The organism is Rhodanobacter sp. FDAARGOS 1247 (assembly GCF_016889805.1).
GTDB lineage: Bacteria > Pseudomonadota > Gammaproteobacteria > Xanthomonadales > Rhodanobacteraceae > Rhodanobacter.
On the sequence record NZ_CP069535.1, the window covers coordinates 1,125,246 to 1,150,934 of the forward strand.

Below are 25,689 nucleotides of genomic sequence, written 5' to 3' on the forward strand. Positions count from 1 at the left end.
CTCCAACGGCGCCCCTTCGTGGACGCATTATCAAATTCAAGTTATCTCAGAGGTTTGAGTCATGGCAAAGGGTAAATTCGAACGCACCAAGCCGCACGTCAACGTCGGCACGATTGGTCACGTGGACCACGGCAAGACGACGCTGACGGCCGCACTGACGAAGGTCGGGGCGGAACGTTTCGGTGGCGAGTTCAAGGACTACAGCGCGATCGACGCGGCGCCGGAAGAGAAGGCGCGCGGCATCACGATCTCGACCGCGCACGTGGAATACGAGTCGCCGCTGCGCCACTACGCGCACGTGGATTGCCCGGGCCATGCCGACTACGTGAAGAACATGATCACCGGTGCGGCGCAGATGGACGGCGCGATCCTGGTGTGCTCGGCCGCTGACGGCCCGATGCCGCAGACCCGCGAACACATCCTGCTGTCGCGCCAGGTCGGCGTGCCGTACATCGTGGTCTACCTGAACAAGGCAGACATGGTGGACGACGCCGAGCTGCTGGAACTGGTCGAGATGGAAGTGCGCGAGCTGCTGTCGAAGTACGAGTTTCCGGGCGACGACACCCCGATGATCCACGGTTCGGCCAAGCTGGCGCTGGAAGGCGACCAGAGCGACATCGGCGTGCCGTCGATCATCAAGCTGGTGGACGCGCTGGACAGCTACATTCCGGAGCCGGTGCGCACGATCGACAAGCCGTTCCTGATGCCGGTGGAAGACGTGTTCTCGATCTCGGGCCGCGGCACCGTGGTGACCGGTCGTATCGAGCGCGGCATCATCAAGGTGGGCGACGAAATCGAAGTGGTCGGCATCCGTGACACGCAGAAGACGACCGTCACGGGCGTGGAAATGTTCCGCAAGCTGCTGGACCAGGGTCAGGCGGGCGACAACGCCGGTCTGCTGCTGCGCGGCCTGAAGCGTGACGACGTGGAGCGTGGCCAGGTGCTGGCCAAGCCGGGCACGATCACCCCGCACACCGACTTCGAGGCCGAGGTCTACGTGCTGTCGAAGGACGAGGGTGGCCGTCATACGCCGTTCTTCAAGGGCTACCGCCCGCAGTTCTACTTCCGCACCACCGACGTGACCGGCGCCTGCCAGTTGCCGGAAGGCGTGGAGATGGTGATGCCGGGTGACAACGTGAAGATGGTGGTGAGCCTGATCCACCCGATCGCGATGGACGAAGGCCTGCGTTTCGCCATCCGCGAAGGCGGCCGCACCGTCGGCGCCGGCGTGGTGGCCAAGGTCATCAAGTAAGAAAATGCGGGGAACGGGGAACGGAGCGCGCCAAAGCCGCGTTCCCCGTTCCCCGGCACCTGTAAGCCAGTAACCCGATCGGCAAGGCGGTGATCTCCGGATCGCGCTACACCCCCTTCACTTGTTGAAGTTTTGTCGGTATACTTGGCAGCTCACTCGTCAGCCAGACATGTTTTGGCTGACCTACCGCGAAATGAGACACAGGATGTGTTTCGAGTTCGCTGGCCGTGGATCGGCCCTCGCAAGTCGACGTGATGACAGGGCAAATCCTGTCGGCACGTCATTTTGCGCGAGATTCGGATTGTGCCAGGCGAGCGTTCCGTTGCTCGCCTGGCGTTTTTCAGAGGGGTCATGCAGTTCACCGCGCGACGCCGATGCAGTGGCAAAAGGTAGTGCGGGGCGGTGAGAAGCCGCTTCGTTTCACATTACGTTCTTTAGACAACAGGACACGGTTATGGCGAACCAGAAGATTCGGATTCGGCTGAAAGCGTACGATCATCGACTGATCGACCGCTCCGCCAGCGAGATCGTCGAGACGGCAAAGCGCACGGGTGCCACGGTACTCGGCCCGATTCCGCTTCCGACCAAGATCGAGCGTTACACCATTCTGACGTCGCCGCACGTCGACAAGGATGCACGCGACCAGTACGAGACCCGTACCCACAAGCGTGTGCTCGACATCGTCGACCCGAACGACAAGACCGTGGACGCGCTCATGAAGCTTGATCTCGCCGCTGGCGTCGATGTTCAGATCAAGCTCGGTTGAGCGACAGACAGGATACGAATATGAGTATCGGATTGGTTGGCCGCAAATGCGGCATGAGCCGGCTCTTCACTGAAGATGGCCGCTCGATTCCGGTGACGCTGATCGAAGCGACGCCGAACCGGGTGACCCAGCTGAAGACGGACGATAACGATGGCTACAGCGCCGTCCAGGTTTCCGCGGGCAGCAAGCGCGCAAACCTCCTGACGCAGCCGCTGAAGGGCCACTACGCGAAGGCGAAGGTCGAGCCGGGTCGTGGTTTGTGGGAATTCCGCGTGTCTGCCGATGACCTCGGCAAGTACGAAGTGGGCGCCGAGATCAAGGCCGACGACGTGTTCACCGTCGGCCAGATCGTCGATGTCGCCGGCGTGTCGAAGGGCAAGGGCTTCCAAGGCACGATCAAGCGCTGGAACTTCAAGATGGGTGATGCCACCCACGGTAACTCGCTGTCGCATCGCGCGCCGGGCTCCATCGGCCAGCGCCAGACCCCGGGCCGCGTGTTCCCGGGCAAGAAGATGTCCGGCCACATGGGTGCGGTGAACCGCACGCAGCAGGGTCTGGAAGTGGTCAAGGTCGACGCCGAGCGTCATCTGATTGCGGTGAAGGGCGCGGTGCCGGGTGCAACCGGTGGCGACGTCATCATCCGCCCGACGACGAAGAGCTGAGGAGAGACGCCATGGAACTCAATGTTATTGGCGCCAAGCCGCTCAGCGTGTCGGACGAAGTGTTCGGCGGCGAGTACAAGAAGGCCCTGGTCCACCAGGTCGTGATCGCCTACCAGGCGGCCGGTCGTGCAGGTACCCAGTCGCAGCTGTCGCGCGGCCAGATGTCCGGCACCACCAAGAAGTTCAAGAAGCAGAAGGGCGGTGGCGCCCGTCACGGCGACTATCGCGCTCCGATCTTTGTCGGCGGCGGTCGTGCGTTCGCGGCAAAGCCCCGCAGCTACGAGCAGAAGGTCAACCGCAAGGCCTACCGCGTCGCGATTCGCTCGATCTTCTCCGAGCTGGCCCGTCAGGGTCGCCTGAAGGTCGTCGAGAGCTTCGGCGTCGAGTCCCCGAAGACCTCGTTGATGGTTGCCAAGCTGGCCGAGCTGGAAGTTTCCGGTCGCGTGCTGCTGGTGTCCGAAGACGCCTCCGAGGCAGTGTTCCTGGCTGCCCGCAACATCCCCTACATCCATGTGCTGGATGTGATGGGTCTGAACCCGGTCAGCCTGGTCGGTTCCGACCATGTGGTGATGACGGTTGACGCCGTGAAGAAGGTCGAGGAGTGGCTGGCATGAACAACGAACGCATTCTCGACACGCTGCGCGCGCCGCACATCTCCGAGAAATCGGCGCGTCTCGCCGAGCACAACCAGTACGTATTCGTGGTCGCCCCCACGGCAACCAAGGCCGATGTCCGTTCTGCCGTGGAGAAGCTGTTCGACGTCAAGGTCGAACAGGTGAACCTCGTCAACACCAAGGGCAAGGTCAAAGCCTTTCGTCAACGCGCTGGCAGCCGCCAGGGCAAGCGCAAGGCCTACGTGCGTCTTGCCGATGGCCAGACCATCGACGTCGCCGCCAAGGCCTGAGCCAGGAGTTCTGTGAGATGGCACTAATCAACCACAAGCCGACCTCGCCGGGTCGTCGCGACGCAGTCAGCGTCAAGACGGAAGGCCTGTACAAGGGCGCGCCGTACGCGGCGTTGACCGAGTCACAGTCCCGCACCGGCGGCCGCAACCACCACGGTCGCATCACCGTGCGTCATCGTGGCGGCGGTCACAAGCAGCATTACCGCATCATCGACTTCAAGCGCGACAAGGAAGGCATCGCCGCCCGCGTCGAGCGCATCGAATACGATCCGAACCGCACCGCGCACATCGCGTTGCTGTGCTACGCCGACGGCGAGCGTCGTTACATCATCGCGCCGAAGGGCGTGCAGGTGGACGATCGCCTGGTGTCCGGTCGTGACGCGCCGATCAAGGCCGGCAACTGCCTGCAGCTGCGCAACATCCCGATGGGCAGCACCATTCACTGCATCGAACTGCGTCCGGGCAAGGGCGCGCAGATCGCCCGCAGCGCCGGCGCCTCCGTGCAGCTGGTGGCCCGTGAGTCCGGCTACGCCACGTTGCGTCTTCGCTCCGGCGAGATGCGTCGCGTCTCGGTCGATTGCCGCGCCACCATCGGTGAAGTCGGCAACGGCGAGCACAGCCTGAAGAAGCTCGGCAAGGCCGGCGCCAAGCGCTGGCTGGGTATTCGCCCGACCGTTCGCGGTGTGGTGATGAACCCGGTCGACCATCCGCACGGTGGTGGTGAAGGCAAGACCTCCGGCGGTCGTCATCCGGTCAGCCCGTGGGGCACGCCGGCCAAGGGTTACAAGACCCGTAACAACAAGCGCACGCAGCAGTTCATCGTGCGTCGTCGTACCAAGTAACAGGAAGCCGACATGCCTCGCTCTTTGAAGAAAGGTCCGTTCGTCGACCTTCACCTCGTAAAGAAGGTGGAAGCTGCGGTTTCCGCCAACAACAAGCGCCCGATCAAGACCTGGTCGCGTCGCTCGATGATCCTGCCGGAAATGGTCGGCTTGACCATCGCCATCCACAACGGCCGTCAGCACGTGCCCGTCCTGATCAACGAGAACATGGTCGGGCACAAGCTCGGCGAGTTCGCGGTGACCCGCACGTTCAAAGGCCATGTCGGCGACAAGAAGGGCAAGTGATGAGCACTGAAGCCAAAGCGATCCTGCGCGGCGCCCGCATTTCGGCGCAAAAGGCACGCCTGGTGGCTGATCTCGTCCGCGGGCTTCCCGTGGGCCGGGCCAGCGACGTGCTCACCTATACCAACAAGAAGGCCGCACACCTTGTCCGCAAGGTGCTGCTGTCGGCCGTCGCCAACGCCGAGAACAATCTCGGCGCCGACGTCGACGAGCTGAAAGTGGCCAGCATCTTCGTCGACGAAGGTCCGGCGATGAAGCGCATGTATGCCCGCGCCAAAGGCCGCGGTTCGCGCATTCTCAAGCGCACCAGCCACATCACTGTGGTTGTTGGTAACTGACCGGGGACATAGACGATGGGTCATAAAGTTCATCCCACCGGTATCCGCCTCGGCATTGCCAAGGACTGGAACTCGAAGTGGTACGCCAACAAGGGCGATTACGCGAAGTATCTCGTGGCCGACATCAAGGTCCGCGACATGCTGAAGAAGAAGCTGGCTGCCGCCGGCATCTCGAAGATCCAGATCGAGCGTCCGGCCAAGACCGCACGCGTGACGATCCACACCGCCCGTCCGGGCGTGGTGATCGGCAAGAAGGGCGAGGATATCGAGAAGCTGCGCAAGGAAGTCAGCGACATGATGGGCGTTCCGACGCACATCAACGTCAATGAAGTGCGCAAGCCCGAGCTGGACGCGCAGCTGGTTGCCGAGTCGATCGCGCAGCAGCTGGAGCGTCGCATCATGTTCCGCCGCGCGATGAAGCGCTCGGTCGGCAACGCGATGCGCCTGGGCGCCCTGGGCATCAAGATCAACGTTTCCGGTCGTCTGAACGGTGCCGAGATCGCCCGTTCCGAGTGGGCTCGCGAAGGTCGGGTGCCGCTGCACACGCTGCGCGCCGACATCGACTACGGCACGGCCGAGGCGAAAACCACCTACGGCATCATCGGCATCAAGGTCTGGGTCTACAAGGGCGAGATCTTCGATCTGGCCGCTGCCAGCCAGGAGTCGAAGGACGAGCCGTCGCAGCCGCGCCGCGAAGGTGGCGAAGGTCGTCGTAACGATTCGCGTCGCGAGGCCGGTGACGGCCGCCGCGAGCGGTCTGCGAAGTAAGGAGAGTTGCCATGTTGCAACCTAAGCGAACCAAATACCGCAAGCAGTTCAAGGGCCGCAACGACGGTCTGGCTCAGTGTTCCAACCTCGTCAGCTTTGGCGAGTACGGCCTGAAGGCGACGACCCACGGTGCGCTCACCGCGCGCCAGATCGAAGCTGCCCGTCGTTGCATCACCCGCTTCGTCAAGCGTGGCGGCAAGTTGTGGATCCGCGTGTTCCCCGACAAGCCGATCACCAAGAAGCCCATCGAAGTCCGCATGGGCGCCGGCAAGGGCAGCGTCGAGTTCTGGGTCGCTCCGATCCAGCCTGGTCGCATGCTTTACGAGATCGAGGGCGTCGACGAGACGACGGCACGCGAGGCGTTCCGCCTGGCCGCCGCCAAGCTCTCGGTGCAGACCCAGTTTGTGACCCGGGCGGTGATGTGATGGCCAGCAAAGATATCAACAACCAGTCGGCCGACGAGCTGAAGCAGCATCTGCTGGACCTGCGCAAGGAGCAGTTCAATCTGCGCATGCAGAAGGGTTCCGGCCAGCTTACCCAGCCGCACCAGCTGCGCCGCGTTCGGCGCGACATCGCCCGCACGAAGTTCGTGCTCGGCAGCAAGAAGTAAGGGACGGCCGACATGAGCGACAACCAGATTCAATCTGACAAGAAGCAGACGCGTACCCTCGAAGGTCGCGTCACCAGCAACAAGATGGACAAGACGGTTACCGTCCTGGTCGAGCGTCAGGAGCAGCATTGGCTGCTCGGCAAGATCATCCGCCGGTCGACCAAGCTGCATGCGCAGGACGACCTGGGTGCGAACGAGGGTGACCTCGTGCGTATCGCCGAGTGCCGTCCATTGTCCAAGACCAAACATCACCGCGTGGTCGAGATCATCACGCGCGCCAACGTCTAAGGGAGGGTGCAGACATGATCCAGATGCAAAGCACGCTTTCCGCAGCGGACAACAGCGGCGCGAAGGAATTGATGTGCATCAAGGTGCTCGGCGGCTCCAAGCGTCGTTACGCCGCGATCGGTGACGTCATCAAGGTCACCGTGAAGGATGCGATTCCCCGCGGCAAGGTCAAGAAGGGCGAGGTGTACAATGCCGTGGTGGTTCGCACCGCCAAGGGTGTCCGCCGTCCCGATGGTTCGCTGATCCGTTTCGACGGCAATGCAGCGGTCCTCCTCAACAACAAGCTCGAGCCGATCGGCACCCGTATTTTCGGGCCGGTCACCCGCGAGCTGCGCAGCGAGAAGTTCATGAAGATCGTCTCGCTTGCGCCCGAAGTGCTCTGAGCGGAGTCAAGATATGAACCGTATCCGCAAGGGTGATCAGGTCCTCGTGATCACCGGCAAGAACAAGGGTCAGCGCGGCGACGTGCTGCGTGTTGCAGGCGAGCGTGTATTCGTCTCCAACGTGAACCTGGTCAAGCGCCACACCAAGCCGAATCCGCAGGCCAATCAGGCCGGTGGCATCGTCGAGCGTGAGGCCTCGATCCATCTCTCCAATGTGCAGCTGTTCAACCCCGCCACGAACAAGGGTGAACGCGTCGGCACCAAAACGCTCGAAGATGGGCGCAAGGTCCGCGTGTTCCGTTCGAATGGCGAGGTCGTGGACGCGTAAGGAATCACGATCATGACCCGCCTCGAAAATTTCTACAAAGAGAAGGTAGTCGCCAAGCTCACCGAGCAGTTCGGCTACCAGAACGTGATGCAGGTTCCCCGCATCACCAAGATCACGCTGAACATGGGCGTGGGTGAAGCTGCCGGCAACAAGAAGATCCTGGAGAACGCCGTGGCCGACATGGCCAAGCTCTCGGGTCAGAAGCCGATCACGACCAAGGCCCGCGTTTCGGTGGCCTCGTTCAAGATCCGCGACGGCTGGCCGATCGGCTGCAAGGTCACCTTGCGTCGCGCCCAGATGTGGGAATTCATGGATCGCCTGATCAACATCTCGCTGCCGCGCGTGCGCGACTTCCGTGGTGTCTCGGCGAAGGCCTTCGACGGCCGTGGCAACTACAACTTCGGCATCAAGGAACAGATCATCTTCCCTGAGATCGACTTCGACCAGGTTGACGCGCTGCGCGGCATGGATATCTCCATCGCCACCACCGCCAAGACCGACGAAGAGGCGAAAGCCCTGCTGGCAGCGTTCAGCTTCCCGTTCCGCAACTGATAGGCGTTATCCATGGCCAAGACATCAATGGTGAACCGCGATATCAAGCGGACCAAACTCGTCGAGAAGTTCGCCGCCAAGCGCGCCGAGCTGAAGGCGATCGTGCTGAGCCCCAAGGCCTCCTACGAGGAGAAGATGGAAGCTCAGACCAAGCTGCAGAAGCTGCCGCGCGATGCGAGTCCGGTGCGCCAGCGTACCCGTTGCGCGCTGACCGGTCGTCCGCGTGCGGTCTATGCGAAGTTCGGCCTGGGCCGCAACAAGCTGCGTGAAGCGACCATGCGCGGCGACGTGCCGGGTCTGCGCAAGGCCAGCTGGTAACCCAACAACGTTCCGCACTGACGGGCGGGCAGATTGCCCGCCTCGTCGTGGTCGGCCGCAACGGTTGTTGCGGCTGCCGGATGCGACTACCGCATCGCTATTCGCCAAAACCTGAAATTGCTGTTATAGTCGGCGGTCTGCGCAACGCAGGCTGGCGTCTTGCCAGCTCACAATCTGATTGATTTCCGGTTTTATCGGATATCGGTGCACTCTGAAGGATGTTTTCATGAGCATGACTGATCCCATCGCCGATCTGTTCACGCGCGTCCGCAATGCCCAGGCCATGGGCAAGCCGACCGTGCGTATGCCGTCGTCGAAACTGAAGGTGGCGATCGCCGACCTTCTCAAGAACGAGGGCTACATCCTCGACGCCAAGACTTCCGCCGAGGAAGGCAAGCCGGTGCTCGAGATCAAGCTCAAGTATTTCGAGGGCCAGCCGGCCATCGAGCGCATTTCCCGTGTCAGCCGTTCCGGCCTGCGTGTATACCGCGGCAAGGACGAGCTGCCGAAGGTCCTCGGTGGCCTGGGTATCTCGATCATCTCGACTTCCGCTGGTCTGTTGACCGATGCGCAGGCCCGTGCCAAGGGTCTGGGCGGCGAAGTCATCGGCCAAGTGGCATAAGGAGTCCTTCGATGTCACGTGTTGCCAAACAACCCATTTCCCTGCCGAAGGGCGTCGAGCTGACCGTCAGCGACGACCAGATCTCGGTGAAAGGCCCGAAGGGCACCCTGTCCGTGCATCACCTGCCGGGCGTCACCGTTGCGGTCGAGAACGGTGTGGCGAACATCAGCCTGGACGAGGGCGCCGACGACAAGTTCGGCGGTACCGCTCGCGCTCTGCTGGCCAACATGGTCACCGGCGTGTCCACCGGCTATGAGCGCAAGCTCGAGCTGGTCGGCGTCGGCTATCGCGTTTCCATGGCCGGCAAGTCGCTGAACCTGAGCCTGGGCTTCTCGCACCCGGTCGTCTTCGATGCGCCGGAAGGCATCAGCATCGAAACCCCGACCCAGACCGAAGTCCTGATCAAGGGCGCGGACAAGCAGGTGGTGGGTCAGGTCGCTGCAAAGATTCGCGGTTTCCGTCCGCCGGAGCCCTACAAGGGCAAGGGCGTGCGTTACTCCGGCGAGAAGATCACCCTGAAGGAAGCCAAGAAGGCATAAATGCGCTGTCCCTGCGCGAAGACCGGCCATCCATGACCGGACTCTTCAGCAAGAGCAGTTACCAGCCATTTGCCGATCCGCTTTCGAGGAACTGAGAAATGAACAAGAACGAAAATCGCCTGCGCCGCGCCAAGTCCACGCGTTCGCACATCCGCAAGCTGGCCGTCGCCCGCCTGTCGGTGCATCGCACGGGCCAGCACATCTACGCCCAGGTGTTCGACGCCTCCGGCACGAACGTGGTGGCTGCTGCCTCCACCGTGCAGAAGTCGGTCTCCGAAGGGCTCAAGGGCACCAAGAACCTCGCCGCCGCCGCGGCGGTGGGCAAGGCCGTCGCCGAGCGCGCCATGGCAGCGGGCATCGAGTCGGTCGCGTTCGACCGTTCGGGCTTCCGCTACCACGGTCGCATCAAGGCACTGGCCGAAGCCGCTCGTGAGGCCGGTCTGAAGTTCTGAGTAGCACCGGGTCGGGTCATCCCGATTTCCACTGCGTCACCTACAACTCCAAGCGGCTCAGCCGCAAGCAAAGTCCCGGTATTCCGGGCACATGGAAAAGAACATGTCTTCTACCGATCGCGAAAATTCCGACGGCCTGCTGGAAAAGTTGATTGCCGTCAACCGTGTGGCCAAGACCGTCAAGGGCGGCCGCCAGATGAGCTTCACCGCACTGACTGTCGTCGGTGACGGCGAGGGCAAGGTGGGTTTTGGTTATGGCAAGGCGCGTGAAGTGCCGGTGGCCATTTCCAAGGCCATGGAGCGCGCCCGTCGCCAGATGGTCGACATCGAGCTGAACAACGGTACGTTGTGGTATGCCGTCAAGGCGAATCACGGCGCGGCCCGCGTCTACATGCAGCCGGCCTCCGAAGGTACCGGCGTGATCGCCGGCGGCGCCATGCGTGCCGTGCTGGAAGTGGTCGGCGTGAAGAACGTGCTGGCCAAGGCCGTGGGTTCGCGCAACCCGATCAACCTGGTGCGCGCGACCATCAAGGGCCTGCAGGCGGTCGCCTCGCCCAAGAAGATCGCCGCCAAGCGTGGCAAGACCCTGGATGAGGTGTTGGGTAATGGCTAAGAAGAACGAAACCGCCGCCGCCACGGTGCGCGTGCGCCTGGTCAAGGGTCTGCGCGGCGTGCAGGCTCGTCATCGCCTCAGCGTCAAGGCGCTGGGCCTGGGCAAGCTCAATGACGTCCGCGAGTTGAAGGACAGTCCGCAGGTTCGTGGCCTGATCAACACGGTCTACTACCTGGTCCGGGTCGAGGAGTAATCATCATGCGTTTGAATGACATCAAGCCGGCCGCCGGTTCCCGCAAGTCGCGTCTGCGCGTCGCTCGCGGTATCGGTTCGGGCATGGGCAAGACCGCCGGTCGCGGTCACAAGGGTCAGCACGCCCGCGCGGGCGGCACCCACAAGTTCGGTTTCGAAGGCGGCCAGATGCCGCTGAACCGCCGGATGCCGAAGATCGGTTTCCGTTCCAAGAAGCTGGTCGCGAGCCAGGAAGTATTCCTGTACCAGTTGGCCAACCTCAAGGCTGACGTGATCGACGTCGTCGTGCTGCATCAGGCTGGCCTGATCAACAGCCGCGCGAAGCGGGTCAAGGTCGTCCTCAAGGGTGAAATCGGTCGCGCGGTGAAGTTGTCTGGTCTGCTGGCTACCGCCGGCGCCAAGGCAGCCATCGAGGCGGCCGGCGGCAGCGTGGAGTAAGGCCGGTGGCAGCAGCCAAGGGCAACGCACTCGGCAAGCTCGGCAAACTCACGGAGCTTCGCCAGCGCATCTTCTTCGTGATTGGTGCGCTGGTGGTGTTCCGGCTCGGTTCGTTCATTCCGGTTCCCGGCGTCAACCCCGAGGCGATGACCAGCCTGGTCAGCGGCAACGGCCTGATGGACATGTTCAACATGTTCTCGGGTGGTGCGCTGGCGCGGTTTTCGGTGTTTGCGCTGGGCGTGATCCCGTACATCTCGGCATCCATCGTGTTCCAGATGATGGGCGCGGTCGTGCCAAGCCTGCAGGCCTTGCGCAAGGAAGGCGAGTCCGGCAAGCGCAAGATGACCATGTACACGCGCTATGCGACGGTGGCGCTGGCGGCTTTCCAGTCGTTCGGCATCGCGGTGGCATTGCAGGGTCAGGTCGCGGCAGGCGGTGCTCCGGTCGTCTATACGCCTGGCTTCGGCTTCGTCCTGTCGTCGGTGGTGGGTCTGACCGCCGGCACGATGTTCCTGATGTGGCTGGGCGAGCAGATGACCGAGCGCGGTGTCGGCAACGGCATTTCGCTGCTGATCTTCGCCGGCATCGTGGCCGGCCTGCCAGGGGCGGTGGTGCATACCCTGGGCATGGCCAGCAACGGCGAGCTGTCGCTGATCAAGCTGCTGATGGTGTTCGGCCTGGCGCTGGCGGTGACTGCCTTCGTGGTGTTCATGGAGCGGGCGCAGCGGCGGATCACGGTGAACTACGCACGGCGGTCCGGTGGGCAGAAGGCCTACATGAACCAGAGCTCGAACCTGCCGCTGAAGATCAACATGTCGGGCGTGATCCCGCCGATCTTCGCCTCGAGCCTGCTGATGTTCCCGGCGACCGCGGTGAGCTGGTTCAGCACCGGTCAGCAGTCGCGCTGGGTGCAGGATCTGGTGCAGGCGCTGAGCCCCGGCAATCCGCTGTACGAAATCGTGTTTTCGGTACTGGTGATCGGTTTTGCGTTCTTCTACACCGCGATCGTTTTCAACGCGGACGAGACCGCCGACAACCTCAAGCGGTCGGGTGCCCTGATTCCGGGTATCCGCCCGGGCAAGGGAACGGCCAACTACATTGATGCGGTGATGACTCGTCTGACCGGTGTCGGTGCGTTGTATCTGGTGCTGGTGTGTCTGGTGCCGTCGTTCATGCAGAGCGCCTGGCATGTTCCGTTCTATTTCGGTGGCACGTCGCTGCTGATCGTGGTGGTGGTGGTGATGGACTTTACCTCTCAGGTGCAGGCGCACCTGGTCAGTCACCAGTACGAAAGTCTGCTCAAGAAGGCCAATCTTCGTCGCAACTAGTGGCTGCTGGTGTGGACGCGGTTTTGGTCAAAGGTAGGAAGCTGGCGGCGCCTCGGTGCCGCAGGGCTTTCCAGTCAGGGTAATTCAGGTTAAAATTGCGCGTTTACCGCGCACGAAACGCATCGGAGAAAGTACATCATGGCGCGCATCGCGGGTGTCAATTTGCCGGTCCAGAAGCATGTCTGGGTTGGTCTGCAGAGCATTTACGGTATCGGCCGCAGCCGAGCCAGGAAGGTCTGCGTGGATGCTGGCGTGGTTCCGACCACCCAGATCAAGTCCCTCAGTGAAGGCGAGGTGGAGAAGATCCGCCACGAGATCGCCAAGTACACCGTCGAGGGCGATCTTCGCCGCGAGGTGGGCATGGCCATCAAGCGTCTGATGGACCTGGGTTGCTACCGTGGCCTGCGCCACCGTCGTGGCCTGCCGGTGCGCGGTCAGCGCACGCGTACCAACGCACGTACCCGCAAGGGTCCGCGTCGCGCGATCAAGAAGTAATTGAACAGTGCGATCATTCCTGATCGCGACGATCAAAAAGCGGCCTTGCATGGTCGCACTGATTACTAAGAGCCTCAAAAATTATGGCTAAGCCGGTTAAAACCAAGAAGAAGATCAAGCGCGTTGTCACGGATGCCGTGGCCCACGTGCAGGCCTCCTTCAACAACACCATCGTCACCATCACCGATCGCCAGGGCAACGCCTTGTCGTGGGCTACCGCCGGCGGCGCCGGTTTCCGTGGCTCGCGCAAGTCGACCCCGTTCGCAGCGCAGGTTGCCGCCGAGAAGGCTGGCCGCGCTGCCGGCGACTACGGCGTGAAGACGGTGGAAGTGCGCATCAAGGGCCCCGGCCCGGGCCGCGAGTCGGCGGTGCGTTCGCTGAACGCGTTGGGCTACAAGGTGCTCAACATCATCGACGTCACGCCGATTCCGCACAACGGCTGCCGTCCCCCCAAGAAGCGTCGAGTCTAAGGAGTAACCCATGGCCCGTTATCGTGGAGCTACCTGCAAACTCGCCCGTCGCGAGGGAGCGGATCTCAGTCTGAAGAGCCCGGCGCGCGCGCTGGATTCCAAGTGCAAGCTGGAAAACAAGCCCGGCCAGCACGGTGCGAACAAGCGCATGCGCATGTCCGACTATGCCGTGCAGCTGCGTGAGAAGCAGAAGGTCAAGCGCATCTACGGCGTGCTTGAGCGCCAGTTCAGCAACTACTACACCAAGGCGTCGACGACCAAGGGCAACACCGGTGAAAACCTGTTGCGCCTGCTCGAGAGCCGCCTGGACAACGTCGTCTACCGCATGGGCTTCGCGGTCACCCGCGCCCAGGCCCGCCAGCTGGTTGCCCACAAGGCGATCCTGGTCAACGGCAAGAAGGTGAACATTCCTTCCTACCAGGTTCGTCCCGGCGACGCGATCGCGCTGACCGAGAAGGGTCGCACGCAGCTGCGTGTACAGGAAGCCGCGACCGTGTTCGACACCATGGATCTGCGTCCGATCTGGGTCGAAGTCGACGCCAAGAAGTTCGAAGGCACGTTCAAGTCGGTGCCGGATCGCGGTGATCTGCCGTCCGACATCAATGAAGCATTGATCGTCGAGCTTTACTCGAAGTAATTACCGGAGTTCTGCATGGCAGTTTCGTCAACTAGCGTGCTGCGGCCTCGTGGCCTCAGCGTCGAACAGCTCGGAGCCAACCGCGCCAAGGTGGTGGTCGAGCCGCTCGAGCGTGGCTTTGGCCATACCCTGGGCAACGCGCTGCGTCGCGTGCTGCTCTCCTCGATCCCTGGCAGCGCCATCGTCGAGGTTGAAATCGATGGCGTGCTGCACGAATACACCACCCTGGAAGGCCTGCAGGAGGACGTGATCGAAGTCCTGCTCAACCTGAAGGACGTGGCGATTCGCCAGCACACGGGTGATGAAGTCACCCTGACCCTGTCCAAGAAGGGCAAGGGCGTGGTCACGGCCGGCGACATCGTCGTCGACCACTCGGTGGAAATCATCAACCCCGAGCACGTGATCTGCCACCTGACCAAGGACATCGCGCTCAACATGCGCCTGAAGGTGCGTCGCGGCGTCGGCTACCAGCCGGCCAGCACGCGTCAGCATCCGGATGACGAGGCGCGCCCGATCGGTCGCCTGCAGCTGGATGCGTCGTTCGCGCCGGTGCTCCGCGTGGCTTACGAAGTGGACGCCGCTCGTGTCGAGCAGCGCACCAACCTCGACAAGCTGGTGCTGGACATCGAGACCAACGGCACCATCGGTGCGGAAGACGCGGTGCGCAAGGCCGCCGAGATCATCAACGACCAGCTGTCCGTGTTCGGTGACTTCTCGCGTCGCGAGAGCGCCACCGACAAGGCCGAGAAGAGCGGTTTCGATCCGCTGCTGCTGCGTCCGATCGACGATCTGGAGCTGACCGTGCGTTCGGCGAACTGCCTGAAGGCCGAGAGCATCTACTACATCGGCGACCTGGTGCAGAAGACCGAGGTCGAGTTGCTGAAGACGCCGAACCTGGGCAAGAAGTCGCTGACGGAAATCAAGGACGTGCTGGGCGGGCGTGGTCTCGCGCTGGGCATGAAGCTCGAGAACTGGCCGCCGCCGGGTCTGTCGCACGGCATGCAGTTGGGTTGATCGTCGAGTCGCGATCATTCGTGATCGCGAACGATGCCGGTGCACTGGCGAGGTCGAGTTTCGGCTCTCTCGCCAGACACCACCAGCGGCCTTCATGGTCGCGTTGTTTTTTTGGCGATCCCGTTTGATCGCCGGTCGTTGCGCTTGGCGAGCACGGTTCTGCCTGCTCCGCCGGTCGCCAGAGGCGGTCGTCCATGACGACCGTGCTTTCGAACAAGAGCCCGGTTCAAAAAGGCTCCTCATAGCGGGTAACCGCGGGAATCCGGACATGCGTGCCGGCTTTTCATAACAACAGACCTTCAAGAGAATCCAGTCATGCGCCATCAAAAATCCGGACGCAAACTCAATCGCACCAGTTCGCATCGCGAAGCGATGTTCAAGAACATGGCGTCGTCGCTGATCAAGCACGAACTGATCCGCACCACCCTGCCCAAGGCGAAGGAACTTCGTCGCGTGGCCGAGCCGCTGATCACGCTGGGCAAGGTCGATGGCGTCGCCAATCGTCGTCTCGCTTTCTCGCGCCTGCGCGACAAGGAAGCGGTCGGCAAGCTGTTTGTCGAGCTGGGACCGCGCTACAAGGAGCGTCCCGGTGGTTACCTGCGCATCCTCAAGTGCGGCTTCCGCGCCGGCGACAACGCGCCGATGGCGTATGTCGAGCTGGTCGGCCGTCCGCAGGTCGAGGCCGTCGACGCCGAGTAAGTCGCCTCGGCTGAGCAGCCGTGGCATGCAAAGTGAAAACCCGGCCGGGCAACCCGCCGGGTTTTTTTGTGCGATCCGGCCGGGCGCAGGAGCGCGCTTTTCCGCCAAATGCCGGGATGGGCTGACAGCGCCCCGGCGAACCGGTAATGTCACGGGTTCCGCAACGCAACAATCCGTCATGAATCCATTCCGCTGGTCGTATCGCGTCACTTTCTTCGTCGGCTTCCTGGTCTGCGCGGCGCTGCTGGCGTTCGCCCTGTACGCCGAGTACGGGCTGGGCATGACGCCGTGCCCGCTGTGCATCTTCCAGCGCATCGCCTTCCTGGTGATGGCCTTGTTCTTCCTGCTCGGCGCCATCCACGCGCCGAAGGGCAGGGGGCGCTGGGTATATACGGGACTGGTGCTGGCGGGCGCCGTGGGCGGCATCGTCACCGCCGGCCGCCATCTGTGGCTGCAGAGCCTGCCGGCCGACCAGGTGCCTTCCTGCGGCCCCGGCCTGGGTTACATGCTGGACGCGTTTCCGTTCGCGAAGATGCTGAAGCTGGTGTTCACCGGTTCCGGCGAGTGCGCCAAGGTGGAGCCGATCCTGGGCTTGCCGATGCCGGCCTGGACCCTGGTGTGGTTCGTGTTGCTGGCCGTGCTGGCGGTTGTCGCCACCCGTCGGGTGACGTCGTCCAGGTGAATGCTCTTGTCGCCGCCGAAGGTCATGCCATGAATCCCGTCGTGTCTGATGTCCACATCCCGGATCACTGGGCCCCCGATTCCTGGCAGCGGCGCGTGGCCCTGCAGCAGCCGCAGTACGACGACGCGGCCGAGCTGGCCGCTGCCGGCGCCCACCTCGCGCAGTTGCCGCCGCTGGTCACCTCGTGGGAGGTGCTGGCGCTGAAGCAGTCGCTGGCCGAGGCGCAGGAGGGCCAGCGCTTCCTGTTGCAGGGCGGTGATTGCGCAGAGAGCTTCGCCGACTGCACCAGTCCGGTGATCTCGAACCGGCTGAAGGTGCTGCTGCAGATGAGCCTGGTGCTGGTGCACGGGTTGAAGAAGCCGGTGTTGCGCGTGGGTCGCTTTGCCGGCCAGTACGCCAAGCCGCGTTCGACCGATATGGAAATCCGCGACGGCGTGAGCCTGCCGAGTTTCCGCGGCGACGTGGTCAACGGTCCGGAATTCACCGTCGCGGCGCGTCGGCCTGATCCGCAGCGACTGATCACGGCGCATGCGCATTCGGCGCTGACCATGAACTTCGTGCGCGCCCTGATCGACGGCGGCTTCGCCGATCTGCACCACCCGGAATACTGGGATCTGGCCTGGGTCGAGCATTCGCCGCTGGCGGCCGAGTATCGGCAGATGGTCGCCGGCATCGGCGATTCGCTGCGCTTCATGGAGACCCTGGCCGGTCCGATCGCAGGCTTCTCCAAGGTGGATTTCTTCACTTCGCACGAGGCGCTGCTGCTGTATTACGAGCAGGCGCTGACCCGTCAGGTGCCGCGCCATCCCGGGTTCTTCAACCTGTCCACCCACTTCCCGTGGATCGGCATGCGCACCGCCGCACTGGATGGCGCCCACGTCGAGTATTTCCGCGGCATCCGCAATCCGGTCGCGGTCAAGGTCGGCCCCTCGGTGACCCCGGAGCAGTTGCTGCCGCTGATCGACGCGCTGAACCCGCACGACGAGCCGGGCCGGCTGACCCTGATCCATCGCATGGGCAACGCGAAGATCGCCGCCGCGCTGCCGCCGCTGCTGGAGGCGGTGAAGCGCGAAGGCCGTCGCGTGCTGTGGGTGGCCGATCCGATGCACGGCAACACCGAGAGCACCTCGAACGGCCACAAGACCCGGCGTTTCGGCAACATCCGCGGCGAGCTGGAGCAGGCCTTCGACCTCCACGCGGCGGCCGGCACCCGGCTGGGCGGCGTGCACCTGGAGCTGACCGGCGAAGACGTCACCGAATGCATGGGCGGCGCCCGCGACCTGTCCGAGAGCGACCTCGATCGCGCCTACAAGTCGATGGTCGATCCGCGTCTGAACTACGAGCAGTCGCTGGAACTGGCGATGCTGATCGTGCGCAAGTCGGCCGGCTCCTCCGCGCACGCCGGCGCTTGAGCGCCTGACAGTTGTCATGGCGCGGAGCTGGCAGTCCGCACTGATCTGCGCCTGCCGAACGCGGGAATAATGCCTCCAACGAACAGCGGAGGCGCGAGCGATGAGCGAATCCACGGGCACCACGCCGCGAGTCGATCCCTGGACGCTGGCCGGCCTGGCGCTGTTGCTGTTGCCGCTGCTGACCATGGCGCACGAGCTGGGCGGCCACGCGCTCACCTGCGTCGCCAGCGGGCATCTGCCCAGCCAGCTTGGCGCGTACTACATCGAATGTCCCGGCACCGGTCCGTGGGCCCATCGCCTGGTGGCGATGGCCGGCACCGGCATGGACGTGGTGCTGGCCGTGCTGGCGCTGCTCGGCTGGCATCGTGCGCGGCAGCCGCTGCCGCGGCTGGTGCTGTGGATCGTGTTCACGGTGAAGGGCATGGTGGCCGCCGGTTACTGGATGTTTTCCGGCGTCTCCAACCTGGGCGACTGGGGCCCGGCTGCCGGCGGCGGCATCGGTCCGCTGCCGTGGCCCTGGCTGTGGCGCGCAGTGATGTTCGTGATCGGTCTGGCCGTCTATATCGGCGTCGTGAAGCAGTCGATCCGGATGCTGCGGACGATGCTCGGTGGCGGCGAGGTCGCCGGCCGCACCCAGTGGCACATCGCCATGGCGATCTACCTGATCGGCGGCGTGTCGGCGGTGCTGGTCAGCCTGTTCAATCCGCTGGGCATCATGATCACCCTGATGTCGGCGGTCGCCTCGTCGTTCGGCGGCACCGCGGGCCTGTTCAACGTCGCCTACGCGAAGCCCTGCAACGAGCCGCCGCGGGGATTCGTGATCGACCGGAGCTACGCCATCTTCGTGGCTGGCGTGCTGATGACGCTGGCCTTCGCGGCGGTGCTGGGACCGACGGTCTACCTGCGCTGAGGGGGGATCAGTCCACCGTTTCCAGCGACTGCTCCCGTTCGCCGACGTGGCCCTCGTCCGGCGGCGGGAAGTGGTACCACTGCGTGTGTGGCGAGGCCCGCCGGCACGACAGGCACTGGGTCATTTCCCAGTAGTGGCCGCAGCCGGGGCAGCAGCCCGCCGTCCAGAACGTGTTCCACAAGGTGCCGCAGCCCGAGCCGGGTTCGCGCGAGGTGCAGCACCATCGGCTGTCCGCCCGCGGCTCCCACGCGCAATGCGGACAGTGGATGTGCGGTTGGCGTTCCATCGGTCGCGACTCCGGGCCTGTGCTTCAGCGGCCCGGCGGCACCGGCTTGCCGCCCACGGTGTCGAGGAACCGCGGCGGCTGCCAGGCTTGCGCATGCTGCTCGAAGCCATAGGCGATCGCGATCAGCGTCGGCTCGCTCCACTTCGCGCCGAACAGCACGATGCCGACGGGCAGGCCGTGGGCGAAGCCTGCCGGCACGCTGATCGACGGATAGCCCGAGACCGCCGCCGGCTGCGAGGCGCCGCCCACGGTCGGGTCGCCGCTGACGATGTGGTCGCCAAGCACCGGGTCGGTCATGAAGGCCGGCCCCCACGACGGCGCCAGCAGCGCATCCAGGTGCTGCGCGTGCAGCGCCGCGTCGATGCCTTGCGGGCCGGACAGCCGCTTCGCCCTGGCCAGCGCATCGGTATATGCCTTGTCGCTGAGCGGGCCCTTTTTTTCCGCCTGCTCGAACAGTTCCTGGCCAAACCACGGCATCTCCTCGCTGGCGTGCGTGCGGTTGAACGCGATCAGGTCGGCCAGCGTCTTCACGCCGAGGCCCTGCCGCGTGGCGAGGTAGGCATTGATGTCGTGCTTGAAGTCGTACAGCAGCACGGTGATTTCCGGGTCGCCGAGCTCGGCCAAGTGCGGCAGCTTCACCGGGTCGACGATGATCGCGCCCTGCGCCTTCATCAACGCGATCGACTCTTCGAGCACGCGATCGGCATTCGGCTCGGCCCCGGCCAGCTGGCGCACCACGCCGATGCGCTTGCCCTTCAGTCCGTTCGGATCGAGGAACTTCGTGTAGTCGGTCGCATGCCTGTCCGCGTCGCGGGTGGCCGGATCGCGCGGGTCGCTGCCGGCGATCACCGAGAGCAGGGCCGCGGCGTCGGCCACGCTGCGCGCCATCGGGCCGGCGGTGTCCTGGCTGTGGCTGATCGGCACGATGCCGCTGCGGCTGACCAGGCCCAGGGTCGGCTTGATGCTCACGATGCCGTTCATCGCCGCGGGGCAGATGATCGAACCGTCGGTCTCGCTGCCGATCGCCACCGTGGTCAGCCCGGCCGCCACCGCCGCCGCGGAGCCGGCACTGGAACCGCAGGGATTGCGGTCGAGCACGTAGGGATTCTTCGTCTGCCCGCCGCGGGCGCTCCAGCCGCTGCTGGCGTGGTTGGAACGGAAGTTCGCCCACTCGCTGAGGTTGGTCTTGCCCAGGATCAGCGCGCCGCCCTTGCGCAGCCGCTCGACCAGGCCGGCGTCGCGCGGCGCGGGCGCGCCGGCCAGCGCCAGCGAGCCGGCCGTGGTCAGCATGCGGTCGCCGGTGTCGATGTTGTCCTTGAGCAGTACCGGGATGCCGTACAGCGGGCCGAGTTTGTCATGAGCACCGCGGGCCGCGTCCAGCGTGCCGGCCAGTTGCAGCGCATCGGGATTGGTCTCGATCACCGCGTGCAGGCTCGGGCCGGCACGGTCGATCCGTTCGATCCGTTGCAGCAACTGGCCGGTCAACTGGCGGCTGTCCAGCGTGCCGGCGTCCATGCGCTGCTGCAGCTGATCGATCGAGGCGTAGGCGGTGTCGGCGGGCGGCGCCGCCGGAACTTCCGCGGCCAGCGCCGGGCCGGCGAGCAGGGCGGTGACGAGCGCGGCGAGATGGACGGCTGAACGATTCACGGTAACCCCCGGTCTGGTGGAAGCGGCTGCTGTCGCAAGGCTGCAGCTTAGCGCCGCTGCGGCTTGGACGTCGCGGCGGCACGCGTACAATGGGCGGATGACCAAAACCCGTCGCCCGCTCCGTCCCCGCTGGTTTGCCGTTGCCTCCCTGTTTGCATTCGCGCTGATCGGCGCCAGCGCCAGTCGCGCCGCCGACGCGCCGGTGATTCCCGACACCTTGCAGCAGCGCATTGCCGCCTGCACCAGTTGCCACGGCGTGCACGGCGAAGGCACCCCCGGCAGCGGCTACTTCCCGCGACTGGCGGGCAAGCCGGCCGCGTATCTGGCGCGGCAGCTGCAGGACTTCCAGAACGGCCTGCGCAAGTACGCGCCGATGGAATACACGGTGCGCCAGTTGCCGCCGGCGTACATCCGCGAGATCGCCGAGTATTTCGCGGCGCAGCAGGTGCCCTACAGCCGCTCGCCGCTGCCGCCGGTGTCGGCGGCGGCGCTGCAGCGTGGCGAGGAACTGATCGGCAAGGGCGACCCGGCCCGCAGGATTCCCGCGTGCAGCAGTTGCCACGGCAGCCAGCTGACCGGCGTGGAGCCGTCCACGCCCGGACTGGTCGGCTTGCCGTATGACTACCTCAGCGCGCAACTGGGCTCGTGGCGCACGCATACCCGCTCCACCGTGGCGCCGGACTGCATGGCCACGGTGGCGAGCCGGCTCAGCGCCGCGGACATCACCGCGGTGGCCGCCGCGCTGGCCAGTCGCGAGCTGCCGGCCGACACCCATGCGCAGCCGGCCGGTTCGGTGACGCCGCCGCTGGCGTGCGGGGTGCTGGTGCTCGGCGCCACCGGGGACGACTCATGAAAGCGCTGCGTTGGCTGCTGCTGGCGGTCGTGCTGCTGATCGTGGCGTTGCTGGCCTGGTGGTGGTTCGGTGGCGGCCATGCGCCCACGCCGCGCTCGGCCAGCAAGGTTTCCGCGGCCACGCTGGCGGACCCGCAGTTGCTCGCGCAAGGCCGGTACCTGGCCATCGTCGGTGACTGCGCCGGCTGCCACACCGCCCAGGGCGGGGCGCCGCTGGCCGGCGGTCGGGTGATAGTCACGCCCTTTGGCGACATCCCGGCGCCGAACATCACGCCCGATCGCGAGACCGGCCTGGGCGAGTGGAGCTTCGAGGACTTCTGGCAGGCGCTGCACGCCGGCAAGGGTCGTCATGGCGAGCTGCTGTATCCGGCCTTCCCCTACACCTCGTATACCCATGTGAGTCGCGACGACGCGCTGGCGATGTTTGCCTGGTTGCAGTCGCTGCCGCCGGTGCACCAGCCCGACGGCAAGTCGTCGCTGGCCTTCCCGTACAGCGTGCGCAACAGCCTGAAGGCCTGGCGCGCGCTGTACTTCCGCGAAGGCGGGTTCACGCCCGACCCGGCGCGATCGGCCGAGTGGAATCGCGGCGCCTACCTGGTGCAGGGACTGGGCCATTGCAACGAATGCCATGCAGCCCGCGACTCGCTGGGCGGCACGCCGGCGGACGTGCACCTCACCGGCGGCCAGATCCCGGTGCAGAACTGGTACGCGCCGGATCTGAGCACCCGCCGCCACGGTGGCCTGGAAGGCTGGAGCGCACAGGACATCGTCGACCTGCTGAAGACCGGGCAGTCGGCGAAAGGCGCAGCCTTCGGCCCGATGGCCGCGGTGGTTTCCGGCAGCACCCAGCACATGAGCGAGGCCGACCTGCACGCGATCGCCAGCTACCTGCAATCGCTGCCACCCCGCGCCGCGGCCGCCGAACAACCCGTGCTGTTCGATGCCAAGGCGCTGACCGAGCAGGGCGAGAAGGTCTACACGCAGCATTGCGCGGAATGCCACGGCAAGCGCGGCGAAGGCGTGGCCGGCATCTATCCGCCGCTGGACGGCAACTCCTCGGTGACCGAGCCCAGCGGCATCAACGCCACGCGGATGGTCCTGCTCGGCGGCTTTGCCCCGGCCACCACGGCGAATCCGCGGCCGTACTCGATGCCGCCGTTCGCGCAGCAATTGAGTGACCAGGAAGTGGCCGCCGTGGTGACCTACCTCCGCCGCAGCTGGAGCAACCAGGCCTCGATCGTGCGCGCCGAGCAGGTGCGGGCTTCGCGGCACACGCCCGTCGATTGACCGGCCGGCTCAACCGCCGGCGCGAGCCGCGCGGTAGTGCGCGGCCAAGGCCCGCCACGGCACGATGTCCCAGTGCCCGCGCGCCTGGCCGGACGGGGAGGGCAGCACGAACAGTCGGGTCTGGCCCAGGGTTTCCTCCTGCATGCCGTAGCTCACCGCGTGGCCGAGTGCGGCGCGTGCCGCGTTCTTGCTGGTGAAGGCGAGCAGGCGCGGGGCATGGCGTTCGATCCTGGCGCGCAGCGCCGGCACGTCGAAGGCATCGCGTGGCAGGTCGGCGTCGTTGCCGCTGTGGCGCTTGGCCAGGTCGGTGAGGCCGATGCCGTAGCCGGTCAGCAGGGGGAATTCGGCCGGTGCCAGCAGGCGGGGCGTCAGCCCGGCCTCGAACAGGGCGCGCCAGAACAGGTTGCCGGGGTGGGCGTAGTAAGCCCGTTCGGCGGCCGAGCGCCGGCCCGCCGCGGTGCCGCAGAACACCAGCGCCAGGCCCGCTTGCAGCAGGTCGGGCAGGATGGGATCAGTCCGTCGCGGCATGGTCGTCGAGCAGGAAGTCGGTGAACTGGAAGCGTTCGTCGCGCAGCACCGACTCGCCGCGGCGCAGCTTCAGCGGCTGGCGGAACAGCGGGCCGGCGTAACTGAGCGTGTGGAATTCGCCGCGCTCGCCGCAGGGATCGACCCCGGCAGGCAGCGCGTCGAGCAGGGCCGCGTCGTAGTCGCGGCCGCAGAAGATAGCGTCCAGCTGCCGGGTGTCCACGCAGCACAGCACGGCGCGATGGCCCTCGCTGACGAAGCGCCGCGACAGGGCAGCGGTGTCCTCGCCCCACAGCGGGAACACGGCGCGCCAGTTCTCGCGGCCCAGCTGGCGCACGCGGTAGTCGCGCACGTCCTCCAGGAACAGGTCGCCGAAGGCGCAGTGGCGGATACCCGGCCAGCGCATGCGCGCCTCGACCAGCGCCTGCGCATGGGCCTGCTCGTAGGCCTCGTTGCTGCCGGGCCAGTCCAGCATCACCTCGAGCACCGGCAGTCCCAGCGCATCGGCCTGTGCCAGCAGCACCTCGCGCGGGGTGCCGTGCATGGCCACCCGCTGGTAGTTGCGGTTGAGCGTGGTCAGCAGCCCGACCAGCTGCCATTGCGGGTCCGCCCGCAACCGCTGCAGCGCCAGCAGGCAGTCCTTGCCGCCGCTCCAGGCCAGCAGAATGGGTGTCGTCATGCGTTCAGCTCCGGGGAACGGGCGGGTGTCCATTTTGCGTCATCCGCGCCGGCAGGGCGGATTCCATGGCGTGGTTCATCGACAGCCCGCGGCCGCACCGCTATAAAGATGCTCTGTCCGGGGAGTATGCAGTGAGCGAAGAAATCCTGATCAACGTGACCCCGCGCGAGACGCGGGTCGGGGTGGTCGAGAACGGCATGTTGCAGGAAGTGCACGTCGAACGGGCATCGAAGCGGGGCTATGTCGGCAACATCTACAAGGGCCGCGTGCAGCGGGTGATGCCGGGCATGCAGGCGGTGTTCGTGGAGATCGGACTGGAGCGCGCGGCGTTCCTGCACGCCTCGGACATCGTGCGGCCCGCTGCGGCCGACGGCAGCGAAGGCAATGGCCACGGCCATGTCCCCTCGATCAGCGAACTGGTGCACGAAGGCCAGGAGATCGTGGTGCAGGTGGTCAAGGACCCGATCAGCAGCAAGGGCGCCCGGCTGTCGACCCACCTGTCGATCCCCTCGCGCTACCTGGTGCTGCTGCCGTATGCGCGCACCCTGGGCATCTCCGCCCGGATCGAGGACGAGGCCGAACGCCAGCGCCTGCGCGACGTGCTCAATCCGCTGATCGGCGAAAACCCGCTGGGCTACATCGTGCGCACCAATGCCGAAGGGCAGAGCGCCGAATCGCTGGCCTTCGACGTGACCTACCTGGGCAAGGTCTGGCGCGTGGTGCAGGAGAACATCGCCAAGGCGAAGCTGTGCGAGCGCGTCTACGAGGAACTGTCGCTGCCGCTGCGCAGCCTGCGCGACATGCTCAACGACGACATCGAGAAGGTGCGGGTGGATTCGCGCCTCACCTTCGACAACGTGGTGAAGTTCGTGCACAAGTTCATGCCCAGCCTGGACGACCGCATCGAGCACTACGACGGCGAGCGGCCGATCTTCGACCTGTACGGCGTCGAGGACGAGATGCAGCGCGCGCTGAAGAAGGAAGTGCCGCTGAAATCCGGTGGCCACCTGATCGTCGACCAGACCGAGGCGATGACCACGATCGACGTCAACACCGGCGCCTATCTCGGCTCCCGCAACCTCGAGGAAACCGTCTACCGCACCAACCTGGAAGCGGCGCAGGCCGCCTCGCGGCAACTGCGCCTGCGCAACCTGGGCGGCATCATCATCATCGACTTCATCGACATGGTCGACGAGGAGCACAAGCGCCAGGTGCTGCGCATGCTGGGCAAGGGGCTGGCGCGCGACCACGCCAAGACCACGGTGTATCCGATGTCGGCGCTGGGACTGGTCGAGATGACCCGCAAGCGCACCACCGAAAGCCTGGCGCGCCAGCTGTGCGAACCCTGCCCGGCCTGCAACGGCCGCGGCCTGCTGAAGACCGCCGAGACGGTGACCTACGAGATCTTCCGCGAGATCACCCGCGCGGTGCGCCAGTTCAACGCGCAGCAGCTGCTGGTGATGGCCAGCCCCGCGGTGGTCAACCGGATCCTCGAGGAGGAGTCCAGCGCGGTGGCCGAACTGGAAGAGTTCATCTCCAAAAGCATACGCTTCCAGGCCGAAGAGCATTACTCGCAGGAACAGTTTGATGTCGTCTTGCTGTAAATCCGCCGGCGGC

General features: G+C 65.1%; 38 protein-coding genes. 34 read left to right on the top strand and 4 right to left on the bottom strand.

From position 1 onward, the window contains the following. The first annotated feature begins 61 nt into the window (after positions 1 to 61). The 31 genes from tuf (at position 62) to I6J77_RS05035 (ending at position 18,796) form a co-directional block, all read left to right on the top strand. Positions 62 to 1,252, top strand: coding sequence for an elongation factor Tu (gene tuf, locus I6J77_RS04885; RefSeq protein WP_056764501.1), 1,191 nt, complete (start codon positions 62 to 64; stop codon positions 1,250 to 1,252). Positions 1,253 to 1,706: 454 nt separating this feature from the next. Continuing rightward, positions 1,707 to 2,018: a 30S ribosomal protein S10 gene (gene rpsJ / locus I6J77_RS04890; protein ID WP_007082173.1), complete on the top strand. Its 312-nt coding sequence runs from the start codon at positions 1,707 to 1,709 to the stop codon at positions 2,016 to 2,018. A 20-nt stretch (positions 2,019 to 2,038) separates the two neighbouring features. Continuing rightward, positions 2,039 to 2,680, top strand: coding sequence for a 50S ribosomal protein L3 (rplC, locus tag I6J77_RS04895; protein WP_007808204.1), 642 nt, complete (start codon positions 2,039 to 2,041; stop codon positions 2,678 to 2,680). A gap of 11 nt (positions 2,681 to 2,691) precedes the next feature. Continuing rightward, entirely contained in the window at positions 2,692 to 3,294 is a 603-nt protein-coding gene (gene rplD, locus I6J77_RS04900) for a 50S ribosomal protein L4 (protein WP_007808203.1), read from the top strand. Further along, a complete protein-coding gene (gene rplW, locus I6J77_RS04905; protein ID WP_007808202.1) occupies positions 3,291 to 3,584 on the top strand; it encodes a 50S ribosomal protein L23 in 294 nt (97 codons plus the stop codon). Before rplD ends, rplW begins: the two co-directional genes overlap by 4 nt. Positions 3,585 to 3,601: 17 nt before the next feature. Next, entirely contained in the window at positions 3,602 to 4,426 is an 825-nt protein-coding gene (rplB, locus tag I6J77_RS04910; protein ID WP_007808200.1) for a 50S ribosomal protein L2, read from the top strand. A 12-nt stretch (positions 4,427 to 4,438) separates the two neighbouring features. After that, complete coding sequence (rpsS, locus tag I6J77_RS04915; RefSeq protein ID WP_007082178.1) at positions 4,439 to 4,711, top strand: 30S ribosomal protein S19; 273 nt, start codon at positions 4,439 to 4,441, stop codon at positions 4,709 to 4,711. Continuing rightward, a complete protein-coding gene (gene rplV / locus I6J77_RS04920) occupies positions 4,711 to 5,046 on the top strand; it encodes a 50S ribosomal protein L22 (RefSeq protein WP_007513348.1) in 336 nt (111 codons plus the stop codon). Before rpsS ends, rplV begins: the two co-directional genes overlap by 1 nt. Positions 5,047 to 5,061: 15 nt before the next feature. Further along, entirely contained in the window at positions 5,062 to 5,814 is a 753-nt protein-coding gene (rpsC, locus tag I6J77_RS04925; protein WP_007808196.1) for a 30S ribosomal protein S3, read from the top strand. Positions 5,815 to 5,825: 11 nt separating this feature from the next. Further along, the gene (gene rplP, locus I6J77_RS04930) at positions 5,826 to 6,239 is read left to right on the top strand and encodes a 50S ribosomal protein L16 (protein ID WP_007808195.1); all 414 of its coding nucleotides are present in this window, start codon (positions 5,826 to 5,828) and stop codon (positions 6,237 to 6,239) included. Further along, complete coding sequence (rpmC, locus tag I6J77_RS04935) at positions 6,239 to 6,424, top strand: 50S ribosomal protein L29 (protein ID WP_007808194.1); 186 nt, start codon at positions 6,239 to 6,241, stop codon at positions 6,422 to 6,424. The genes rplP and rpmC overlap by 1 nt, the downstream gene beginning before the upstream one ends. Positions 6,425 to 6,436: 12 nt before the next feature. After that, positions 6,437 to 6,712 (top strand): 30S ribosomal protein S17, encoded by a 276-nt coding sequence (rpsQ, locus tag I6J77_RS04940; protein ID WP_056714870.1) that lies wholly within the window; start codon positions 6,437 to 6,439, stop codon positions 6,710 to 6,712. 14 nt (positions 6,713 to 6,726) lie between these two features. After that, positions 6,727 to 7,095, top strand: coding sequence for a 50S ribosomal protein L14 (gene rplN, locus I6J77_RS04945; RefSeq protein ID WP_007513359.1), 369 nt, complete (start codon positions 6,727 to 6,729; stop codon positions 7,093 to 7,095). 13 nt (positions 7,096 to 7,108) lie between these two features. Then, on the top strand, positions 7,109 to 7,423 hold the full coding sequence (rplX, locus tag I6J77_RS04950; protein ID WP_007082185.1) for a 50S ribosomal protein L24: 315 nt from the start codon (positions 7,109 to 7,111) through the stop codon (positions 7,421 to 7,423). A gap of 9 nt (positions 7,424 to 7,432) precedes the next feature. Then, positions 7,433 to 7,975, top strand: a complete 543-nt coding sequence (gene rplE / locus I6J77_RS04955) for a 50S ribosomal protein L5 (protein WP_193385070.1) — start codon at positions 7,433 to 7,435, stop codon at positions 7,973 to 7,975. Between the two features lie 12 nt (positions 7,976 to 7,987). Further along, on the top strand, positions 7,988 to 8,293 hold the full coding sequence (rpsN, locus tag I6J77_RS04960; protein WP_007808191.1) for a 30S ribosomal protein S14: 306 nt from the start codon (positions 7,988 to 7,990) through the stop codon (positions 8,291 to 8,293). Positions 8,294 to 8,519: 226 nt separating this feature from the next. After that, positions 8,520 to 8,915 (top strand): 30S ribosomal protein S8, encoded by a 396-nt coding sequence (gene rpsH / locus I6J77_RS04965; RefSeq protein WP_007808190.1) that lies wholly within the window; start codon positions 8,520 to 8,522, stop codon positions 8,913 to 8,915. Between the two features lie 11 nt (positions 8,916 to 8,926). Next, positions 8,927 to 9,454 (top strand): 50S ribosomal protein L6, encoded by a 528-nt coding sequence (gene rplF / locus I6J77_RS04970; protein ID WP_204110783.1) that lies wholly within the window; start codon positions 8,927 to 8,929, stop codon positions 9,452 to 9,454. 98 nt (positions 9,455 to 9,552) lie between these two features. After that, positions 9,553 to 9,906 carry a 50S ribosomal protein L18 gene (gene rplR / locus I6J77_RS04975; protein WP_007808188.1) on the top strand — a complete coding sequence of 118 codons (354 nt, stop codon included), beginning with the start codon at positions 9,553 to 9,555 and terminating at the stop codon, positions 9,904 to 9,906. A gap of 91 nt (positions 9,907 to 9,997) precedes the next feature. Further along, entirely contained in the window at positions 9,998 to 10,519 is a 522-nt protein-coding gene (gene rpsE / locus I6J77_RS04980; RefSeq protein WP_193385068.1) for a 30S ribosomal protein S5, read from the top strand. Next, positions 10,512 to 10,712: a 50S ribosomal protein L30 gene (rpmD, locus tag I6J77_RS04985; RefSeq protein WP_007808186.1), complete on the top strand. Its 201-nt coding sequence runs from the start codon at positions 10,512 to 10,514 to the stop codon at positions 10,710 to 10,712. Before rpsE ends, rpmD begins: the two co-directional genes overlap by 8 nt. A gap of 5 nt (positions 10,713 to 10,717) precedes the next feature. After that, positions 10,718 to 11,149, top strand: a complete 432-nt coding sequence (gene rplO / locus I6J77_RS04990; RefSeq protein WP_007808185.1) for a 50S ribosomal protein L15 — start codon at positions 10,718 to 10,720, stop codon at positions 11,147 to 11,149. 5 nt (positions 11,150 to 11,154) lie between these two features. Continuing rightward, positions 11,155 to 12,477: a preprotein translocase subunit SecY gene (gene secY / locus I6J77_RS04995; RefSeq protein WP_056714878.1), complete on the top strand. Its 1,323-nt coding sequence runs from the start codon at positions 11,155 to 11,157 to the stop codon at positions 12,475 to 12,477. Between the two features lie 138 nt (positions 12,478 to 12,615). Beyond that, positions 12,616 to 12,972 carry a 30S ribosomal protein S13 gene (gene rpsM, locus I6J77_RS05000; protein ID WP_007513382.1) on the top strand — a complete coding sequence of 119 codons (357 nt, stop codon included), beginning with the start codon at positions 12,616 to 12,618 and terminating at the stop codon, positions 12,970 to 12,972. An 83-nt stretch (positions 12,973 to 13,055) separates the two neighbouring features. Continuing rightward, positions 13,056 to 13,442, top strand: a complete 387-nt coding sequence (gene rpsK / locus I6J77_RS05005; RefSeq protein WP_007513384.1) for a 30S ribosomal protein S11 — start codon at positions 13,056 to 13,058, stop codon at positions 13,440 to 13,442. Between the two features lie 10 nt (positions 13,443 to 13,452). Continuing rightward, positions 13,453 to 14,079: a 30S ribosomal protein S4 gene (gene rpsD, locus I6J77_RS05010; RefSeq protein WP_007808182.1), complete on the top strand. Its 627-nt coding sequence runs from the start codon at positions 13,453 to 13,455 to the stop codon at positions 14,077 to 14,079. 15 nt (positions 14,080 to 14,094) lie between these two features. Next, entirely contained in the window at positions 14,095 to 15,093 is a 999-nt protein-coding gene (rpoA, locus tag I6J77_RS05015) for a DNA-directed RNA polymerase subunit alpha (protein WP_056714883.1), read from the top strand. Positions 15,094 to 15,408: 315 nt separating this feature from the next. Next, a complete protein-coding gene (gene rplQ / locus I6J77_RS05020; protein ID WP_007808179.1) occupies positions 15,409 to 15,792 on the top strand; it encodes a 50S ribosomal protein L17 in 384 nt (127 codons plus the stop codon). Between the two features lie 178 nt (positions 15,793 to 15,970). After that, positions 15,971 to 16,474: a disulfide bond formation protein B gene (locus I6J77_RS05025; protein ID WP_204110784.1), complete on the top strand. Its 504-nt coding sequence runs from the start codon at positions 15,971 to 15,973 to the stop codon at positions 16,472 to 16,474. Between the two features lie 29 nt (positions 16,475 to 16,503). Then, complete coding sequence (locus I6J77_RS05030) at positions 16,504 to 17,886, top strand: class II 3-deoxy-7-phosphoheptulonate synthase (protein WP_204110785.1); 1,383 nt, start codon at positions 16,504 to 16,506, stop codon at positions 17,884 to 17,886. 100 nt (positions 17,887 to 17,986) lie between these two features. Beyond that, positions 17,987 to 18,796: a hypothetical protein gene (locus I6J77_RS05035; RefSeq protein WP_204110786.1), complete on the top strand. Its 810-nt coding sequence runs from the start codon at positions 17,987 to 17,989 to the stop codon at positions 18,794 to 18,796. 7 nt (positions 18,797 to 18,803) lie between these two features. Here the strand turns inward: I6J77_RS05035 and I6J77_RS05040 are convergent, their stop codons facing one another. Together I6J77_RS05040 and I6J77_RS05045 are read right to left on the bottom strand one after the other, a co-directional pair. After that, the gene (locus I6J77_RS05040; protein ID WP_204110787.1) at positions 18,804 to 19,082 is read right to left on the bottom strand and encodes a hypothetical protein; all 279 of its coding nucleotides are present in this window, start codon (positions 19,080 to 19,082) and stop codon (positions 18,804 to 18,806) included. 24 nt (positions 19,083 to 19,106) lie between these two features. Then, positions 19,107 to 20,729 (bottom strand): amidase, encoded by a 1,623-nt coding sequence (locus I6J77_RS05045; RefSeq protein WP_204110788.1) that lies wholly within the window; start codon positions 20,727 to 20,729, stop codon positions 19,107 to 19,109. Positions 20,730 to 20,826: 97 nt separating this feature from the next. Here I6J77_RS05045 and I6J77_RS05050 point away from each other — a divergent pair, with 97 nt between their 5' ends. Together I6J77_RS05050 and I6J77_RS05055 are read left to right on the top strand one after the other, a co-directional pair. After that, positions 20,827 to 21,582 carry a c-type cytochrome gene (locus I6J77_RS05050; RefSeq protein ID WP_204110789.1) on the top strand — a complete coding sequence of 252 codons (756 nt, stop codon included), beginning with the start codon at positions 20,827 to 20,829 and terminating at the stop codon, positions 21,580 to 21,582. Beyond that, a complete protein-coding gene (locus I6J77_RS05055; RefSeq protein WP_204110790.1) occupies positions 21,579 to 22,868 on the top strand; it encodes a c-type cytochrome in 1,290 nt (429 codons plus the stop codon). Before I6J77_RS05050 ends, I6J77_RS05055 begins: the two co-directional genes overlap by 4 nt. A gap of 9 nt (positions 22,869 to 22,877) precedes the next feature. Here I6J77_RS05055 and I6J77_RS05060 read toward each other — a convergent pair whose 3' ends face one another. Beyond that, positions 22,878 to 23,396: a mismatch-specific DNA-glycosylase gene (locus I6J77_RS05060; protein ID WP_056714906.1), complete on the bottom strand. Its 519-nt coding sequence runs from the start codon at positions 23,394 to 23,396 to the stop codon at positions 22,878 to 22,880. Continuing rightward, positions 23,380 to 24,072, bottom strand: a complete 693-nt coding sequence (locus I6J77_RS05065; protein ID WP_204110791.1) for an ATP-binding protein — start codon at positions 24,070 to 24,072, stop codon at positions 23,380 to 23,382. The genes I6J77_RS05060 and I6J77_RS05065 overlap by 17 nt, the downstream gene beginning before the upstream one ends. Before the next feature lie 131 nt (positions 24,073 to 24,203). On the opposite strand from I6J77_RS05065, the gene rng reads away from it, so the two are divergent. After that, positions 24,204 to 25,676, top strand: coding sequence for a ribonuclease G (gene rng / locus I6J77_RS05070; RefSeq protein ID WP_056714912.1), 1,473 nt, complete (start codon positions 24,204 to 24,206; stop codon positions 25,674 to 25,676). Positions 25,677 to 25,689 lie beyond the last annotated feature (13 nt).